The sequence below is a fragment of the Parasegetibacter sp. NRK P23 genome (assembly GCF_023721715.1).
Taxonomy (GTDB): domain Bacteria; phylum Bacteroidota; class Bacteroidia; order Chitinophagales; family Chitinophagaceae; genus Parasegetibacter.
This window is the reverse complement of sequence record NZ_JAMDLG010000007.1, coordinates 141,254-159,195: the sequence shown is the minus strand read 5'-3', so window position 1 is coordinate 159,195 and position 17,942 is coordinate 141,254. Positions and strand designations below refer to the sequence as shown.

15 protein-coding genes are annotated in these 17,942 nt (G+C 48.9%); 6 read left to right on the top strand and 9 right to left on the bottom strand.

Features of this window, described 5'->3' with window-relative positions:
• Nucleotides 1-60: 60 nt before the first annotated feature.
• The 4 genes from M4J38_RS17320 to M4J38_RS17305 all read right to left on the bottom strand — a co-directional run bounded on the left by M4J38_RS17320 (nt 61) and on the right by M4J38_RS17305 (nt 6,176).
• Nucleotides 61-2,997 (bottom strand): pitrilysin family protein, encoded by a 2,937-nt coding sequence (locus tag M4J38_RS17320; RefSeq protein ID WP_251761063.1) that lies wholly within the window; start codon nt 2,995-2,997, stop codon nt 61-63.
• A gap of 85 nt (nt 2,998-3,082) precedes the next feature.
• Entirely contained in the window at nt 3,083-4,309 is a 1,227-nt protein-coding gene (locus M4J38_RS17315) for an FN3 domain-containing metallophosphoesterase family protein (protein ID WP_251761062.1), read from the bottom strand.
• Nucleotides 4,310-4,632: 323 nt separating this feature from the next.
• Nucleotides 4,633-5,388 carry a geranylgeranylglyceryl/heptaprenylglyceryl phosphate synthase gene (locus tag M4J38_RS17310; protein WP_251761061.1) on the bottom strand — a complete coding sequence of 252 codons (756 nt, stop codon included), beginning with the start codon at nt 5,386-5,388 and terminating at the stop codon, nt 4,633-4,635.
• A 65-nt stretch (nt 5,389-5,453) separates the two neighbouring features.
• On the bottom strand, nt 5,454-6,176 hold the full coding sequence (locus M4J38_RS17305; protein WP_251761060.1) for a DUF2490 domain-containing protein: 723 nt from the start codon (nt 6,174-6,176) through the stop codon (nt 5,454-5,456).
• A gap of 352 nt (nt 6,177-6,528) precedes the next feature.
• Here M4J38_RS17305 and M4J38_RS17300 point away from each other — a divergent pair, with 352 nt between their 5' ends.
• The gene (locus tag M4J38_RS17300; protein WP_251761059.1) at nt 6,529-7,008 is read left to right on the top strand and encodes a YcxB family protein; all 480 of its coding nucleotides are present in this window, start codon (nt 6,529-6,531) and stop codon (nt 7,006-7,008) included.
• Here the strand turns inward: M4J38_RS17300 and M4J38_RS17295 are convergent, their stop codons facing one another.
• The 4 genes from M4J38_RS17295 to M4J38_RS17280 all read right to left on the bottom strand — a co-directional run bounded on the left by M4J38_RS17295 (nt 7,009) and on the right by M4J38_RS17280 (nt 13,125).
• Nucleotides 7,009-8,340 (bottom strand): TolC family protein, encoded by a 1,332-nt coding sequence (locus tag M4J38_RS17295; RefSeq protein WP_251761058.1) that lies wholly within the window; start codon nt 8,338-8,340, stop codon nt 7,009-7,011.
• A gap of 11 nt (nt 8,341-8,351) precedes the next feature.
• Nucleotides 8,352-11,471 carry an efflux RND transporter permease subunit gene (locus M4J38_RS17290; RefSeq protein ID WP_251761057.1) on the bottom strand — a complete coding sequence of 1,040 codons (3,120 nt, stop codon included), beginning with the start codon at nt 11,469-11,471 and terminating at the stop codon, nt 8,352-8,354.
• 6 nt (nt 11,472-11,477) lie between these two features.
• Nucleotides 11,478-12,557 carry an efflux RND transporter periplasmic adaptor subunit gene (locus M4J38_RS17285; protein WP_251761056.1) on the bottom strand — a complete coding sequence of 360 codons (1,080 nt, stop codon included), beginning with the start codon at nt 12,555-12,557 and terminating at the stop codon, nt 11,478-11,480.
• A 130-nt stretch (nt 12,558-12,687) separates the two neighbouring features.
• Complete coding sequence (locus M4J38_RS17280; RefSeq protein ID WP_251761055.1) at nt 12,688-13,125, bottom strand: GNAT family N-acetyltransferase; 438 nt, start codon at nt 13,123-13,125, stop codon at nt 12,688-12,690.
• Nucleotides 13,126-13,210: 85 nt separating this feature from the next.
• On the opposite strand from M4J38_RS17280, the gene M4J38_RS17275 reads away from it, so the two are divergent.
• Genes M4J38_RS17275 through rnc form a run of 3 tightly spaced genes read left to right on the top strand, consistent with a single transcriptional unit; the run spans nt 13,211 to nt 15,473 of the window.
• Nucleotides 13,211-13,447: an acyl carrier protein gene (locus M4J38_RS17275; protein ID WP_026751146.1), complete on the top strand. Its 237-nt coding sequence runs from the start codon at nt 13,211-13,213 to the stop codon at nt 13,445-13,447.
• Between the two features lie 38 nt (nt 13,448-13,485).
• Nucleotides 13,486-14,739, top strand: a complete 1,254-nt coding sequence (gene fabF, locus M4J38_RS17270) for a beta-ketoacyl-ACP synthase II (protein WP_251761054.1) — start codon at nt 13,486-13,488, stop codon at nt 14,737-14,739.
• 5 nt (nt 14,740-14,744) lie between these two features.
• Nucleotides 14,745-15,473 carry a ribonuclease III gene (gene rnc / locus M4J38_RS17265; protein ID WP_251761083.1) on the top strand — a complete coding sequence of 243 codons (729 nt, stop codon included), beginning with the start codon at nt 14,745-14,747 and terminating at the stop codon, nt 15,471-15,473.
• A 196-nt stretch (nt 15,474-15,669) separates the two neighbouring features.
• Here rnc and mce read toward each other — a convergent pair whose 3' ends face one another.
• Entirely contained in the window at nt 15,670-16,074 is a 405-nt protein-coding gene (gene mce, locus M4J38_RS17260) for a methylmalonyl-CoA epimerase (RefSeq protein WP_251761053.1), read from the bottom strand.
• Nucleotides 16,075-16,217: 143 nt separating this feature from the next.
• Here mce and M4J38_RS17255 point away from each other — a divergent pair, with 143 nt between their 5' ends.
• On the top strand, nt 16,218-17,435 hold the full coding sequence (locus M4J38_RS17255; RefSeq protein ID WP_251761052.1) for an IscS subfamily cysteine desulfurase: 1,218 nt from the start codon (nt 16,218-16,220) through the stop codon (nt 17,433-17,435).
• A gap of 76 nt (nt 17,436-17,511) precedes the next feature.
• Nucleotides 17,512-17,931, top strand: a complete 420-nt coding sequence (gene iscU, locus M4J38_RS17250) for a Fe-S cluster assembly scaffold IscU (protein WP_251761051.1) — start codon at nt 17,512-17,514, stop codon at nt 17,929-17,931.
• Nucleotides 17,932-17,942: the final 11 nt, after the last annotated feature.

The following is a 17,942-nucleotide window of genomic DNA, read 5'->3' as shown; positions in this document are numbered from 1 at the left end:
AAGGGTATACCGAAAACTACGATATACCCTCTTTACAGTATTTAAAAGATACCTGCGCCGCTAGTAGCCAAAAAGTTCTTCCAGCGTCAACACCTTCACCTTGCCATACTTTTCCAGATCGGCAGGTTTCACCTGTTGCTCACTGGCCACAATGGTGTAAGCATATTTCTTATTGGAAAGATTTTGTTTGTGGAACACTTCCAAAGCGGAAAAAGGCATTGTTTTCAATTGCTGGTACTGCTTCTTCCGGATGTCTTCATTCAGGCCCTTTTTCTGCGCGGATAAATATTCAAAAATAATTCCCTCTTTGTCGATACGACCTGTTTCAAGGTCCTTCAACAAACTTTCACGGGCCGCATCCAGGTTCTGTTTTCTTTCCGGAAGCACGTTGATGAGTTCGTTCATGGCGCCTACGGCATCGGGCAGTTTATCGGCCTGACTTCCCACATAGCCCATGAATGCAAAGCGGTCCGCTTTTTTGTCTGGCGCATCCACATAAGCATAGGTGGAGTAAGCAAGCGCTTTGGATTCACGGATGGTCTGGAACACCAGGGAGCCCATGCCGCCACCGAAATAGCTGTTGAAAAGGTTGGTGAGTGTTTCCGTGTCCGGATTATACGTTCCCAGGTTGCGCACCCACATCATCTCGGCCTGCACCATATCATAAGTGGCAAACAACACTTCGTTCTGTGTCTGTTCGGTGCGGTTGAACTGCTGCTTCACCGGCACCGCGGTCCATGCCGATGGCATGGGATGCGACTTCAACACCTCCGTGGAAAGCGCGGCTACACTGAGCGGACCGTAATAAAGCACTTTATGTTCGAAAGCTGGCAACCCATGAATAATGTTCACCAGTTCCGTGGCCGTAAGCGCATTCAGTTCGGCATCAGTAAGCACATGGTTGAATGGGTTTGAAGCACCATACATGGCATGGTTCATCAGCCCGTTCATGATGGCCCCTTTGTTGAGTTTGTTGTTGGTTCTGGCTTTCTGCAACCTGTTCTTCAATCCTTCCAGCGCGGCTTCATCCGCTTTGCAATTCCTGATCAGGTGTTCCAGCAGGGAAAGCGCTTCACTGAAATTCTCCTGCAGACCGTTCAGTTGAATGGTACTCTCTTCGTTGCCGGCATTGGCCGAGAAATTAGCGGCGAGTTGGTAGAACTTCTTGCTGATCTCCTCCGAACTGTATTTATCCGTTCCCAGGAACTGCAGGTATTGCAGGGCGATCGGAAGTTTTTTGTTGTTCCAGCTGCCCATATCGAAATGGAAATACAATTTGAAGAGCGCGTTTTCTTTATTGGGTACGTACAGCAATTCGGCCTTCCCGATTTTTCCTTTCTGAAGGTCTTTGGAGAAGTCGATCCATTTCGGAGCGATGGGGGCCAGGGGCATGGCGTTGATCTGTTGCACGAAAGGAGATTGTTTACCGGCATTGGTTTCCACCGGTGTAATGGGCGGCTTATCTACTTTTACGATGCTTTTGTCCTCTCCCTTTCTTTTGTACAATACGAGGTAGTTGTTGTCGCCGAAGAACTTGTTCGCGAAGGCCACCAGTTCCGCTTTGGACACCTTACTCATTTCGTCGAGCACGGCCACTTCGTTCTTCCAGCCCGTTCCTTTGTTTTTAATGAAGCTGTTCATCAATGCCTCCACGCGGTTGTTGTTGCTTTCCAACGCCTGGAGTTCCCCCAGTTTATAGTTGGCCACGATGGCCGCGATCAGGGATTCATCGAAACTGCCGCTCTTCAGAATATTGAGCTGCTCCATCAGCAGGTCCTTCGCCTGTTCCAACGATTGGCCCTGTTTGGGAGAAGCGTACAGGAAGAACATGCCGTAATCTTTGTACTGCCTGTAACCTGCGCCTGCGCCCAATACCTTCTGAGATTTGTTGAGGTTAAGGTCCAGCAACCCGGCCTTTCCGTTGGAGAGGATGGAACTGGTAAGGCTCAGCAGGAGCGCTTCGCGTGTTCCTTCTTTCCCGCTGCGGTAAACGATGCGCATGTTCTCGGCGCTTGGTCCGAAGATTTCTTTTACAACGGGGGCGGCAATAGGCGCTTCAGGCGCCGGGTTGTATTCTTCCACCGGCTTCGGTTGCATATAAGAGAAAGCCTGCTCAATTTTACGCACCATCACATCGGGGTCGAAATCTCCGGCCATGATCACCGCCATATTGTTGGGCACATAGTATTTGTAATAATACTCACGGATGGCGGTCAGGGAAGGATTCTTCAGGTGTTCTATCGTACCGATGGTGGTTTGCTGGCCATAATTGTGTGTGGGGAAAAGGTAGGTGTGCATGGCTTCCTGCATCTTCCAGCCATCGTTGTCCATGGTACGGTTCTTCTCTTCATACACCGCTTCCAGTTCAGTATGGAAAATACGGAGGATGGGGTTACGGAACCTTTCCGCCTGCACGGCGAGAAAACGGTCGGTGGCATTGGAGGGGATGTCTTCTTCGTACACCGTTTCTTCCACCCAGGTATGCGCGTTGGTCCCCTGGGCGCCCATGGCGGTCATCATTTTATCGTATTCATTCGCGATCGCGAAGGTGGAGGCTTCACCGGAAACACGGTCTATCTCCTTATAAATCTCTTTGCGCTTCGCTTCGTCGGTGGTGCTGTTGTATTGCTCATACAGCGCGTCAATCTTATCCAGGAGTGGTTTCTCCTTCTCCCAGTTCAGGGAGCCGAATTTGTCGGTGCCCTTGAACAGCAGGTGTTCCAGGTAATGCGCCAGTCCCGTATGTTCTTTGGGATCGGTATTGCTGCCCGCTCTCACGGCGATGCGCACGGCAATACGCGGTTCTTTTTTGTTCGGGCTCAACATTACGGTTAACCCGTTCTTCAACGTGTAGATGCGGGTCTGCATGGGATCGTTGGAAACATACTGGTACGTATACCCGGCGGCGGTGGCCTGTTTCCAGTCATGTGTCTGTTGCGCCACGGCGGTTGAAAAGAACAACACACCGGCAAGCGCCAGTTGGCAAATTTTCTTCATAAAATAAAATCACTTGTACCGGCAAGTAAACAAAAAATTACTTACCGGTAAAGTGATTCTTTATGAGTGGAAAGCTTTTTAAAAATTACCCATTTACCACGAACTCCCCTATTTTACTGCCGTCATCCTTCCACAACTGCGCTTTCAGTTGTCGCTGGTCCGCGTCCACGCGGATCAGTGTTCTGTTGCCTGTTTTCGGTCCGCCCCCGATGATGATGGGAAAATTATGTTGGCCTTTCACAGCAGGGTGCATTCCGAATTTGTGGGTATGTCCGCAAATAAGCAGGTTCACTTTGTATTGGTTGAAGAGGGGCAGAAAAAGTTCCCGGCATTGAAGGGTGCCATGTTCTTCATCGGAATACAGCGGGGGAATATGCATCATCACCACGCGGTATTTCGCTTTCCGTGCGGCGTTGGAGCGCAGTTGCTTTTCAAGCCATAACGCCTGTTCCCGGCGGTAAGCGTCAAAATCCACGATACCGGCGTAAACGGGATGGGTATCGGGCTTATCTTCTCCTGTATCCAAAACAATGTTGAACACGGGCCCTTGTTTGTAGGAGAAATACTGTGTATGCCCTGGATTCGTATAATAATCGGCGATATTCCGGGCGAAACGTCCACGTGTTTCGTGGTTGCCACGCACGAACAGGAAAGGTTTTTCAGCGGCGAAAGCCGTGGTGCAGGGCGCAAGCAGATGTTTGATGAACTGCGCCTCATCGGTCTGGTAATCGAACATATCTCCGTTCAGGAAAACATAGTCGTAGGGAGCGGTTCCGTTGAGTTGAAGGAGCTCCTGGAAAGAACCGGGCCTGTCGTGGATATCGTTCAGTACGAGCCAGCTTGCGGTATCCGCGTTGATGGCAGGTGTGGTGAAGTATTTCAGTTCAGACGTTATGGTTTCGCCATAGGTTACTTTGTAAGGCTGAAATTCTTTGATCTGTTTGCTGTGTACTTTGTAGCCATATTTCGTTCCAGGTTTCAGCCCTTTCAATACTATTTTGTTTACCCGGTTCCACGCATTTACCAGGCCATTACAGCCTTCCTGTGCTTTCTGGTTCAATTGACCCGCTTCCCCGTATTCCACCCAACTGTGGCAAAGTTCGTTGGTGATCCACATGATGGTCATGCTATCGGGTTGCGGGGCCTGGAGGTATGGATTTGCGAGAAATACGTGACCCGCTTCGGGATCGGCAGAGAACACCTCGTTCAGTGTTTCATTTTCTCCGGAGGGAACAAATTGCGCGAGGGCATTTGCGAGACCGATTTTTCCGATGGCCGAAATAAAGTTCCGGCGGGCTGTGGGATGGGACATGTTAAAAACTTTACCGGAAGTTAGGGAGAAGAAGGAAGAGAAATTGGAGCAAACGGTTGCGGGAATTTTCTCGCGGCCGTATCTTTTTCGTGTATTTCTGAAAGTGGAGTTAAGAATTATTTTCTCGCCACGACGCCACGGCGCAACGTGGGCAGCCTCTTAGTATAATTCTGCAGTAGAAGTGTGCCATGTTTGCGCACAACATCACAAGCACAATCTGATTTATATAAATGAGCGTGTTTAACGTAGCGCCGTGGCGTCGTTGCGGGAATTTTTGTGCGAGTCGATGGGAGATTGCTTCGGTGCCTGCGGCACCGCGCAATTTAGATAGAAACCGCCGCTTCTTTCACGGCAGCGCTCATTTCTTTAATCAGCGTAATGTCTTTTTCAATGGCGTTGCCTACAATCACCACATCCGCTCCGGCCCTGCAATTGCGCCAGGCTTTTTCGGGTGTGGTAATGCCGCCGCCCACCAGCAAAGGCGCCTCGATAGAAGCGGAAACAGCCGCGATCATTTCTTCGGAGATGGGTTTGCGTGCACCACTGCCCGCGTCCATGAAAATGAGTTTCATGCCCAGCATTTCACCGGCCATGGCGGTACAAACCGCAATCTCATTTTTATCGGAAGGAATGGGCGAAGCATTGCTGATGTAAGAAACCGTGGTAGGCGCACCGCCGTCGATGACCATATACCCGGTAGACATGATCTCCAAACCACTCTTCTTGACGAAGGGGGCAGAAATCACATGCTGACCAATCAGCAACTCCGGGTTTCTGCCGGAAATAAGTGATAAGTACAAGAGCGCATCCGCGTGCTTACTGATCTGGGAAGGACTTCCCGGGAAAAGGATCACCGGGATATCCGATTGCTGTCGGATCTGAAGAATACATTCATCAAGGTGCTGGGATACCACCAGGCTGCCGCCCACCAGCAGGTAGTCCACCCCGGCTTCGTTGGCCAGCCGGGTGAGTTGATCTATCGCGGGCATATCCACTTTATCGGGATCGATCAGCACACCGAAGGATTTCAGTGCGCGTTGTTTCTTTTCCGTAAGTGATTGATAGATCTGTGGCTTCATCCGTTATTAAACGTTGGTATGCTTGCAAAAATGCGAAAAAATCCTGGCTTTTATCTGCATAATTATCAAAGTCTTGTATAAAGCGCCAGTTGCGCCACATGCGTATTCGTAAAGTTCGAACCGCGCCCGTTCACATATTGGTTCAGATAACCAGCTTCTATATCAATCTTTTTACTAATGCGATAGCCGCCGGCCAGGTAAAGCCTGTTCTGGTCAAAAAACTTGCCATTTACATTGGATTTCTCTCCAATATTGCCAAAAAATTCATTTTGAACGGCAGCGAACCATCCCTTTTCAAATGTTTTCGTTTGTTGCAAAGGAATCACGGAACGGAAAAAATACCGGAGCCTGTTGGCTGTATTGTAGTCGTCGGTCTTTAAACCGGAACCATCCACCACAGGCTGGCCAATAAACCGCTGCTCCAGCCGGAAACGGTGCTGTACTGCCGCGCTTACCACGGGATGCGTTACAATAAACTGCTCCCATATCCTGTGTTCAGGTGCGTAGCCGGAAACACCGGTAATGTTCCTCCTGTTTTCTATCAAAGCATAACCCACGGTAGCGGTCATGTTCTTGCGGAAATGATAGTTAAGACCGGGCCGGAACAACATGGTCTGCATCTGCTTCCATTGACCGGAGGAACGGAACTGCATATCGTAGTGAATGCTTGTTTTTTTACCGGTCTTAATGGTGTTGAAGGTTGCGAGCCAGCCCGCAGATTGTGTTTGGGCGGCAACATAAAAAGAAAAGGCCATAAGGATCAATGTACAAACAAGGGTCTTTTTCATCACAAAGGTTTCAAGGTAAACCTGAAAATTAAGCACTATTGCGCTAAATCAATTCCGTTTTTTATTTTTTTAAAAAGTTGGTTCTACTATTTAATTCTTTTATCAAATCACCGCGAAAATACTTACGCTTTACGGGAAAATCCCCTAAACAGGGTATTGTAGAAAAATATACCACTTCGTAGTATTGCACTTATAATTCGACGCCGATATCTTTGCACTCATAACAATCAGCCTTTAAGAAATCACAAAATATTACATAGGACGGTTCAGGGAAAAAAGGTCCATTTGCGAAAAGCAGGTGGACTTTTTATTTCATTCAATACCTTTGCCAACATTCATCAAAAAAGGCTCCATGACCATTCAGTTCGGTTACGATAAAAAACAGGTGATACAGGCATTACGCTATCATTTCCTGAACAGGCCCGAATTAAAGATACTTGTGATTATTATTAACCTGTTCGCGCTTACTTCTGCCGTATTCTTCTACCTCAAATACATTCAAACCATCTCCTTCCTGATATTTTCTTTGCTGTGGTTCGCGCTGATGCTGGTGATATGGCGCATTCTTCCCGGCAGCATCTACAAAAAATCACACACCTTCAAAGATCATTTCTCGATGAGTTTCCGGGATGAACATATTGTGTTGCGTACACAAATGGGTGAACGTTCCTGGAACTGGAAACAGATCAGTTATTACATGGAAAGTCCTTATTTCTTTCACCTCTACTTCGATGCGAAATCTTTTTTCCTCGTACCGAAAGATGCGATGCAGGGCGATCCCAGCACCATTGAGGTGAGAAAATTCATCAGCGAACGGGTAAGAAAAGGCTGATCAGCGGGTGATGATGAGTTCTCCCTTCTGCCGGAGCAACTCGGTTTCAGCAAGTTTGGTATTGTACCGTGCGGCGATCAACCTGTTGTAGCCCTGTTCCAGACTGATTTGCGCTTCACGCAGTTCCAGGTTGGTGAACAGTCCCTGCTTGAAGCGCGCCAGCGCGATCACCACATTTTCTTTCGCCAGTTGAATGTTCTCTTCTTCCAGCGCCAGCAGGTCCTTCTGCAATACATAATCCTTGAAAGCATTGCTGATGGCCACGTTGATGAGTGAACGCTGGTTGTCGTAGAAGGTTTCCTGGTAAGCGATGTCCAGTTCAGCCTGTTTAATGAGTCTTCTTGTATTGAATCCGTTGAGAATGGGGACCGATAAACCGAAGCCGTAATTGAAACCCAGGTTCTGGTTGAACAACGGCGTAAAGGTGTTGATCACCGCTTTGTTCACATTACGTGAAAGGTTATACGATGTATTTAAACTCAGTGTGGGCCAAAGTTCCGCCCGTCTTTCCTTCAATACCAGCCCGGCGATATCTATGTTCTTTTTGGTCAGCAGAAGTGCGGGGTTGGTCTGGTCCAGGTTCTGCGTGATTTCTCCCAGACTTAACCCGCTGTTGATGGGAATAGAATCAAGTACTTCGTACACTTCTCCCACATTCAGGCCTATCAGTTGGTTGAGCTGGTCGCGGAGTTGCCCTATTAACGTTAATTGTTCCAGCCTGGAAGCTTTTTGGGCGTTCAGGTCCACTTTCGCCTGGAGCAGTTCGGGTTTGGAACCCAGCCCCGAAAATATCTTCTGATCGGCGATTTTCACACGCTCTTCGTTGATCGACATCTGCTCTTCGATGGCGCGCAGTTGTTGCTTCTGGCGAACAATATTGTAATAGTTCACGAGCACATCGGCCACCGTATTCACCACCTGGTTCTTCACCGTTAATTCGCCCAGTGCCTGGAATTGTTTCAGTCTTTCGCGCGTGGCGAACATTTTAAGGCCATCGAACAGGGTCCAGTTCATTCCGATAGAGGCAGATAGGTTGTTGGATTGAATGCCGCTGGTATCGCGTTTGGTGCCATTGCTCAGTTCCTGCTTCTGCCGGTTCACGTTCCAGGTTTTTGAAGCCGTACCGTTGATGCGGGGTAGGAAGCCGGCATAGGAATACTGGTAATCCACGGCGAAGGAAGCTGAATCGTTCCGCACCAGTTTTATATCGTAGTTTTTCTCCAACGCGGCAGCAATGGCGTCTTCCGGCGTAAGCAGGTTTTGCGCGGAAATACCGGTTGCCAGAAAACCCAATGTGGTGAGCAGTATAGATCGGAGCAAATATTGCTTCATGCTGATGCTTTTTATACCTGGGCCACGGAAATGCTGGCTTCTTCGTCTACCAGTTCATCCGCGTCCTTCGATTTTTTTCTTCTTGACAAATAAGAATACATCGCTGGGATCACGTACAAAGTGAGTACCAGCGAGAACATGATGCCACCCACAATTACAATTCCAAGCGGGATACGGCTGGTAGAAGCCGCGCCGAGCGACAGGGCGATGGGTAAAGCGCCCAACGCCATGGCCAGGCTGGTCATGAGGATGGGCCGCAAACGCATGGAAGATGCTACAATTGCGGCTTCCGACTTGCTCAATCCTTCGTCGCGCTTTTGGTTCGCGAATTCCACGATGAGGATACCGTTTTTCGTGACCAGCCCGATCAGCATGATCACCCCGATCTGGGAGAAGATGTTCCAGGTTTGGTCGAATATCCACAGGGAGAACAACGCTCCGGCAAATGCCAGCGGTACGGTAAGCATGATGGTGAGCGGGTCGATCCAGCTTTCGAACTGTGCGGCCAGTACCAGGTAAATCAGTGCCAGGGCAAGGAGCAGGGCAAAGGATGTATTGGAGCCGCTTTCAGCGAAATCGCGGGAAGAACCGGATAGCGCGGTATTGAATGAATCGTCCATCACGCCTTCCTTTTTCAGTTTGTCCACTATCCCGTACATCGCGTCCACCCCGTCGCCAATTGTTTTGCCCGGTGCCAGGCTCGCTGAAACGGTGGCGGATTTGTACCGGTTGAAGTGGTAGATCACAGGCGGACTCGTCTTCTCTTCAATAGTAACGAGGTTATCGAGTTGAATGGCTTCGCCCCGACTATTTCTTACATAAATATTCTGGAGATCGGCGGGTTTATCGCGGTTGGCCCGGAATACCTGCCCCATCACCTGGTACTGCTTTCCGTTGCGGACGAAATAACCATAGCGCAGGTTACTGAGCGCCAGTTGCAGGGTTTGAGAGATATCATCTACAGAAACTCCGAGTTCACTTGCTTTTGCACGATTGATCTCAATACGGAGTTCTGGTTTATTGAATTTCAGGTCCACATCCACGTTCGCGAAAACGGGGTTCTGGCCGGCTTCGTCGAGGAAACGCGGCAAAACCGCGGAAAGACTATCAAAGTTGATGTGCTGCAATACGAAGGAAACGGGTAACCCTCCCCTTCTTCCCACCTGGATGGTCTGCTGCTCGGTGGCGAACACTTTTCCCTGCGGGAAATTCTTCATGTTGCGGTTCACCATGTTCACGATATCCTTTTGTGAGCGTGTCCGCTCATTGGGTTCGTTCAAAACGATATTCGCGAAGCCACTGTTTACGGCGCCCGCACCACTGAATCCAGGGGAAGTAACGGTGATGAGGGCCTTTTTTTCAGGAACGGAATCAATAATGAAATCAACCACTTCATCCATGTACGCGGCCATATAATCGTATGCGGTACCTTCCGGCGCGGAGAAGGAAAGCCTGAACTGGCTACGGTCCTCCAGGGGCGCCAGTTCCGATTGCAGGGAACGGAAGGCGAAAAAGATGAGCGCCACACAACCCAGGATAATCAGCATAGCGGTCCACCTGATTTTCATGAATTTTTCCAGGGAACGTTGGTAACCCGTTTCCATACCTGTAAAGAAAGGTTCCGTTTTGCGGTAGAACCAGGAATGGGTGTGCGTTTTCTTCCCCAGTTTCACGTTCAATACAGGTGTTAACGTAAGCGATACAAAGGCGGAAACCAATACCGCACCCGCTACCACGATGGCGAATTCACGGAACAGGCTTCCTACGAAGCCCTCCAGGAAAACTATGGGCAGGAACACAAAAGCCAGCGTGATGGACGTGGCGATGACCGCGAAGAATATTTCTTCAGAACCTTCTTTGGCGGCGCGCATCCGTGGCATGCCCGCTTCAATTTTTTTGTAAATGTTTTCTGTTACCACGATGCCGTCATCCACCACCAGTCCTGTTGCCAGTACAATGGCCAGTAACGTAAGGATATTAATGGTGAACCCGCACAAATACATGATAAAGAACGCCGCGATCAGCGAAACGGGAATGTCTACCAATGGGCGGAAGGCCATGAGCCAGTCGCGGAAGAAAAGGTAGATGATCAGGATCACCAGCACCAGCGCGATGATGAGCGTTTCTTCCACTTCGAGTATCGATTTGCGGATAAAACGCGTATTGTCAAAGGCTACATTGGTGATGATGTCTTCGGGAAGGTCTTTTTTGAGCTGGTCGTATCGTTTGTAAAATTCATCGGTAATGGCTACATAGTTGGAACCCGGCTGCGGCGTTAACGCCAGCGCCACCATGGGTACACCCGATTCTTTCAGAATGGTTTCCTCATTCTCCGGACCAAGTATAGCCTGCCCGATATCACGGAATCGGATGGTGCTGCCGTTTTCATTTTTAAGGATCAGGTTGTTGAAATCGTCTTCTGTATTAAGTCTCCCGAAGGTGCGTACGGTAAGCTCCGTGGCGTTACCCGCGATCTTCCCACCGGGAAGTTCCACGTTCTGTTGTTGCAGCGCGGCTTGCACATCACTTGGTGTAAGACTATACGCTGAGAGCTTTACCGGATCCATCCAAAGCCGCATGGCGTAACGCTTTTCGCCCCATATACGGATGGAACTCACGCCGGGAATGGTTTGTAATTTCTCTACGAGTACATTACTCGCATATTCCGTGATTTCCAACTGGTTCCGGACATTACTCTGCACGGTCATGGCGAGGATGGCGTCGGAGTTCGCGTCTTCTTTGGAAACCACGGGCGGCGCGTCGATATCCGGGGGCAAACTGCGTTGTGCCTGGGAAACCTTGTCGCGCACGTCGTTGGCGGCGGCTTCCAGGTCGATACCCAGGTCGAATTCTACCGTGATATTGCTGGAACCCTGGCTGGAGCTGGAAGAGATATTTTTGATACCGGCGATGCCGTTGATGGATTTCTCCAGCGGTTCGGTGATCTGTGTTTCAATGATATCCGAATTGGCACCGGGGTAGGAAGTGCGCACGTTCACAATGGGTGGATCGATGGCAGGGAAATCGCGGACGCCAAGGAAAGTAAAGCCCACCACACCGAACAGTACGATGATGATGTTCATCACGATGGCGAAAACCGGCCTTTTTAACGAGAGGGATGGTAAACTCATATATTATCAGGCTGGTTTTTTCAGGTTGGTGAACTTCACGGGCATGCCGGGTTTCGCCTGCATCATGCCACTGATGAGGATGGTATCGCCCGGTTGCAGACCGGAAGTGATCTGTACTTCCTGTTCGGTACGCAAGCCGGTTTCCACGGTCACGAACCTGGTTTGACCGTTTTCAGACACAATTACTTTTTTATCGCGGGAGCCGGGAATCACCGCCTGGGAGGGAATCATAAGGGCATCCGGGGTATTGCGTAAAACAAGTTTGATGCTGGCGAACGTGCCTGGAGAAAGCTTTCCGGAAGGATTGGAGGCCAGGGCCCTGATCTTCACCGTGCGGGTGGTGAGGTCGATCTGTGGATCGATTACATATATATTACCACGATAGCGGTTGGTATCGCCGGCTACGGTAAACTCTATATAATCTTTGGTATTGATGACGGGGCGGTACTTTTCGGGGATGGTGAAATCTATTTTAAGGGGATTGTTCTGCAATAAAGTAGCGATTACAGTGGTGGGCGCGATGATCGCCCCCTCGCTGATGTTGCGGATTCCGATGATGCCGCTGAACGGTGCACGCAGTTCCGTGCGTTGCAAAAGCGCCTTCTGGTACAACACATCAGCATTATATATATCTACCTGATTGGCGGAGATATCTACTTCCTGCTGACTTATACCACTTATTTTCAGCAATTCTTTCTGCCTTTCAAGCGTTTTTTCGGCTAAACTCTTCTGGTATTCCAGTTTTTTGATCTGTGCCCGGATATCTTCATCATATAGTTTCACCAGCAGATCACCCTTTTTTACCTGGGCGCCTTCTTTAAAAAATATACCTGTTACCCGGCCCGTGATCTCGGATTTGAGTTCTATCATTTCGTTGCTGGCAAGTGTACCTGCCGCATCCACGGAATTATTGATGGAAGAAGTGGCCACCACGAAACCATCGGCCAGGAAAGCGCCGGAACTTTTTGCAGGGGCATTCTTTTCAGCGGCCTTTTCGGTGCGGGAAACTTTCTCTACCACCAGCCAGGTAATTACCCCCAATATGGCAAGAATCAATACGATACGGAGAATTTTTCCGATGCTCATGTGCTGTATTATAGATTAGAAACAACTAAAAAGCGGATAAAGTTCCGGTAATAATCCGGTGCGCAAAAGGTAGATTTCACAGAAAAGCAGGTAGGACGAATGTTCTGCAACAACTTCTCCGTGTAAAAGATCAGAACTGAAGCAGGGATTTCTCCATTACATAATGCGGGATAGTCACTTCCAGGAATTCGTCGCTGCAAACATTGTAACCCAGTTTCTCATAAAAGCCTACCGCGGTTTTGCGCGCGTGCATGGTGAGCCGGGTAAAACCTCTGTCGCGCGCGATATTTTCAGCGAAGTTCATCAGGGTGGCGCCTATTCCCTTGCCCTGCAGGTTATTCTGTACCGCCATCTGCCTTAACCGAACCGTATCACTGTCTTCTTTTGTGAGTACACAACAGGCGAGCAGGTCCTCTTCATCAAATGCCCCGATGAGTATATCTTCCTTTTCCGCCGCGAGTTGGACGTCGTCGAATGACAAACCCAGCGGTTGACGCAATACCTGGTAACGGAGGTCCACCATTTGCTTATATTCCGGGGAACCGTGCTCGATGAGTTTCAGTGCCATGAAGAAGTTTTTTAACAAAAATCTGTGATTGATTGCAATTTGCTCAAAAATTCTATTTTTGCACCCATAATTAAATCTTACAAAAATGTCAGACATCGCAACAAGAGTGAAGAAAATCATTGTCGACAAATTAGGCGTTGATGAAGCTGAAGTAACCAACGAAGCTTCTTTTACGAACGACTTAGGTGCTGATTCACTCGACACCGTGGAACTGATCATGGAATTTGAGAAGGAATTCAACATCTCTATTCCTGATGAACAAGCTGAGACCATCACCACTGTAGGACAGGCAGTAGCGTACCTCGAAGAGCACGCGAAGTAATTTCCCTCCATCTGAAAGTAACATCCAGAAAGGATAATATGGAATTAAAAAGAGTTGTAGTAACTGGAATCGGTGCCCTCACTCCATTGGGTAATTCTGTTTCTGAATCTTGGAACGGGTTGATCAATGGCGTACCTGGCGCCGATTTCATTACCCTCTTTGACAGCAGCAAGTTCAAAACACGTTTCGCGTGCGAACTGAAGAACTTTGAAGCCACCAATTATCTGGACAAAAAAGAAGCCCGCAAACTCGACCGTTTCACCCAAACGGCCCTCGTGGCCAGCGATGAAGCGGTAGCCGATGCAGGCATCTCCAAAGAATCCGTTAATCCCGACCGCGTAGGTGTGATCTATGGCAGTGGGATCGGCGGATTGATTACTTTCCAGGAAGAGGTGACCAATTTCGCGAAAGGTGACGGTACTCCCCGCTTCAATCCTTTCTTTATTCCAAAGATGATCCTCGATATCGCAGCCGGGCATATTTCCATGCGCCACGGTTTCAGAGGACCAAACTTCTCCGTTGTTTCCGCCTGTGCCTCTTCTACCAACGCCATCCTCGACGCCTTCAATTACATCCGTCTCGGAAAAGCCGATATCATTATTTCCGGCGGTTCTGAAAGTGTAATCAGTGAAGCAGGTGTGGGTGGGTTTAACGCCATGAAAGCGCTCAGCGAAAGAAACGACGACCCCAAAACAGCCAGCCGCCCCTTCGATAAGGAACGCGATGGTTTTGTAATGGGTGAAGGCGCAGGTGTGCTGATCCTGGAAGAACTGGAACACGCGCTGAAAAGAGGCGCCAAAATTTATTGTGAGATCGCCGGAGGCGGCGCAACCGCCGACGCGCACCACCTCACAGCCCCTCACCCCGAAGGACTCGGCGCAAAGAACGTCATGTTCGCCGCCCTCGCAGACGCGGGAATGAAACCGGAAGACATCGACTACATCAATGTGCACGGCACTTCCACCCCACTGGGTGATATCGCCGAAACAAAGGCCATCAAACACGTATTCGGAGAACACGCGTATAACCTGAACATCAGCTCCACCAAGTCGATGACGGGTCACCTCCTGGGTGCCGCAGGGGCCATAGAAGCCATCGCTTCCATCCTCAGCGTACAAAACGATATTGTTCCTCCCACCATCAACCACTTTACGGACGATCCCGAACTGGACCAGCAACTGAATTTTACTTTCTGGAAAGCACAACAAAGAACCGTAAGAGCAGCACTCAGCAATACTTTCGGATTCGGCGGACACAATGCTTCACTGATTGTAAAAAAATTCGTAGCTTGACCACTGTGGAATTATTCGACAGACTCTTCAGGAAATCGACCGGGGAAACTGGTTTTAAGGCGCAATTAAAGAATGTTATCGGGTTCACCCCTGGAAAACTCTCCCTTTATAAGACAGCGCTGACCCACCGCTCCGTTCGCGACAACGCCGATCAGAACAACGAACGCCTTGAATACCTGGGCGACGCGATTCTCAGCGCCATCATCGCCGATTATCTTTTCAAAAAATATCCCTATAAAGAAGAAGGTTTCCTCACGGAAATGCGGAGCAAAATGGTGAACCGCCAGCAGCTCAACGAAATTGCCGTGAAAATGGGGTTGAAAAAGATCACCGCCTTCAATAAGCTGGATAACTCTCTAAAGATCAGCCAGATTTTCGGCAATACGCTGGAAGCCGTTGTGGGCGCGGTTTACCTCGATAAGGGCTACAACAAAACCAGGATATGGGTGCTGGAACGCATCATCATCCCCCACTTTTTTATGGACGACCTCGAAACCCTCGAGATCAACCACAAAAACAAGTTGTACGGCTGGGCAAACAAAAACGGACACAACCTCGAATTTGAAACCCTCAGTGAAAAATTTGAGAACGGTCGCCGCCTTTTTACCATCGGCGCCGTAGTGGATGGAAAACTGCTGGCCGAAGGCAAAGCCTACAATAAGAAAGACGCCAGCCAGATCGCGGCCCAGATCGCCGTTGAAAAACTCGGTCTCTCCAAACCCGAGGAAGAGTAATCCACATTTCTCCCGCACGACCTACCGGCTTCAGGTATTTATCCCCAATTTAATAATTTTAATATGTTTAAATAAAAACACTTATTATCTTCGGTATAACTACGTAAAATAGCTAAGGTTTTTTTTATCGATCGTTCGAAATAATATTTTACAAAGGTTAGGAATCAAGCCCGGTATCTCCATACCGGGCTTACTTTTAACCCCTGATCTCCTGGCACAATTCCACCAGCACACCACCCGTTGTTTTGGGGTGTACAAAACAGATCAGTTTATTGTCGGCCCCGCGTTTGGGTTCGGGATTAATAAGTGTAAAACCTTCATTTTTAAGTCGTTCCATTTCAGCATAAATATCGTCCACCTCGAATGCGATATGGTGTATCCCCTCCCCGTTCTTTTCGATGAACCGGTTGATGACGCCATCTTTCGTTAAGGAACCCAGCAACTCAACTTTGGAAGGACCGGTCTGGAAAAAAGCCGTTCTTACCTGCTCGGAAACCACCTCCTCCGTTTTATAACAGCCTGTGTTCAGTAGTTTCTCATACAAGGGAATGGCTATTTCAAGGTTCTTCACCGCTATGCCGATGTGTTCAATTCCTTTCATTATACCTTGTTTTTCAATCCTGCAGCGGATTTGGCACCATTGCTTTTATCTATGCCGGAATAACCAGAAATTATGACATAAGAAACGGAAACTCCAACCCTTTGCAGTATTTTTGTATTGTATAATCAAATATAAACAAGACAATGCTCAAATTTCCGATCTATCTCGATAATAATGCCACAACGCCGTGTGATCCGAGGGTAGTGGAAGCCATGTTGCCTTATTTCACCGATCATTTCGGGAACGCGGCCAGCAGGAACCACTCTTTTGGCTGGAGCGCTGAAGAGGGCGTGGATTATGCCAGGGAGCAGGTGGCGAAACTGATTGGCGCCGATCCCAAAGAGATCATTTTTACTTCCGGTGCCACCGAAGGTGACAACCTGGCCATAAAGGGTGTATACGAAATGTACGCCAGCAAAGGAAACCACATCATTACCTGCGTTACCGAGCACAAAGCCGTGCTGGATACCTGCAAGCATATTGAAAAACAGGGTGGAGAAGTAACTTATCTTCCTGTAAATCCTGAAGGGCTGATAGATCTGAAGGAACTGGAAGCCGCCATCAAACCAACTACCATCCTCATCGCCATCATGTACGCGAATAATGAGGTGGGTGTGATTCAGCCTGTAAAAGAGATTAGTGCACTTGCCCGTAAGAACGGCGTGCTTTTCTTTACGGATGCCACACAGGCAGTAGGTAAAGTTCCGGTAGACGTGAACAAGGATGGCATTGACCTGATGGCGTTCTCCGCACATAAAATGTACGGTCCCAAAGGTGTTGGCGCACTGTATGTTCGTCGTAAGAATCCCCGCGTGAAAGTAACCGCGCAGATGGACGGTGGCGGCCACGAAAGAGGCATGCGCAGCGGCACGCTGAATGTACCCGGGATTGTTGGTCTGGGTAAGGCCTGCGAACTTTGCATGAACGAAATGGAAGCCGATACCAAACGCATCAGCGCATTGCGCGACAAATTGGAAAACGCGCTTACCCAAATCGAGGAGTCTTATGTAAACGGCAGCAAAGAACACCGTCTGCCACACGTTTCCAACATTTCCTTCAAATACGTGGAAGGTGAGGGATTGATGATGGGTTTCAACAAGAATATCGCGCTGAGTTCAGGTTCCGCCTGTACTTCCGCTTCACTGGAACCATCTTATGTACTGAAAGCGCTGGGACTGGGCGACGACCTCGCGCACTCTTCCCTCCGTTTCGGCCTGGGCCGTTTTACAACAGAAGAACAAGTAGATTATACGATAAAAGCCGTTACTGATACCGTGAACAAACTCCGTGAAATGAGCCCGCTATGGGAAATGTTCAAGGAAGGCATTGATATGGAATCGGTAGCATGGCAGCACCATTAATAATTTTGAATGATGGATGTTGAATTATTCGCAAACATCGTTCGGAGCTCAACATTCACTATTAAAACAAAATATCATGGCATACTCTGAAAAAGTGATCGACCACTATAACAACCCCAAAAACGTGGGTACCCTGGATAAAGCACAGAAAAACGTAGGCACCGGACTGGTAGGCGCTCCCGAATGTGGCGACGTAATGCGCCTGCAGATTGAAGTGGACGACGCTACCGGCGTAATCAAAGACGCAAAATTCAAAACCTTCGGATGCGGTTCCGCTATCGCCTCTTCTTCTCTCGCCACCGAATGGCTGAAAGGAAAAACAGTGGACCAGGCCCTCAGCATCGACAACATGGAGATCGTGGAAGAACTGAACCTTCCACCCGTGAAAATTCACTGCTCCGTACTCGCTGAAGACGCCATCAAAGCCGCCATCAACGACTACCGCGTGAAGAACGGTCTGGAAGAACTGGTGTTCGAAGAGAAAGGTGTTCACTAATTAAATTTCGT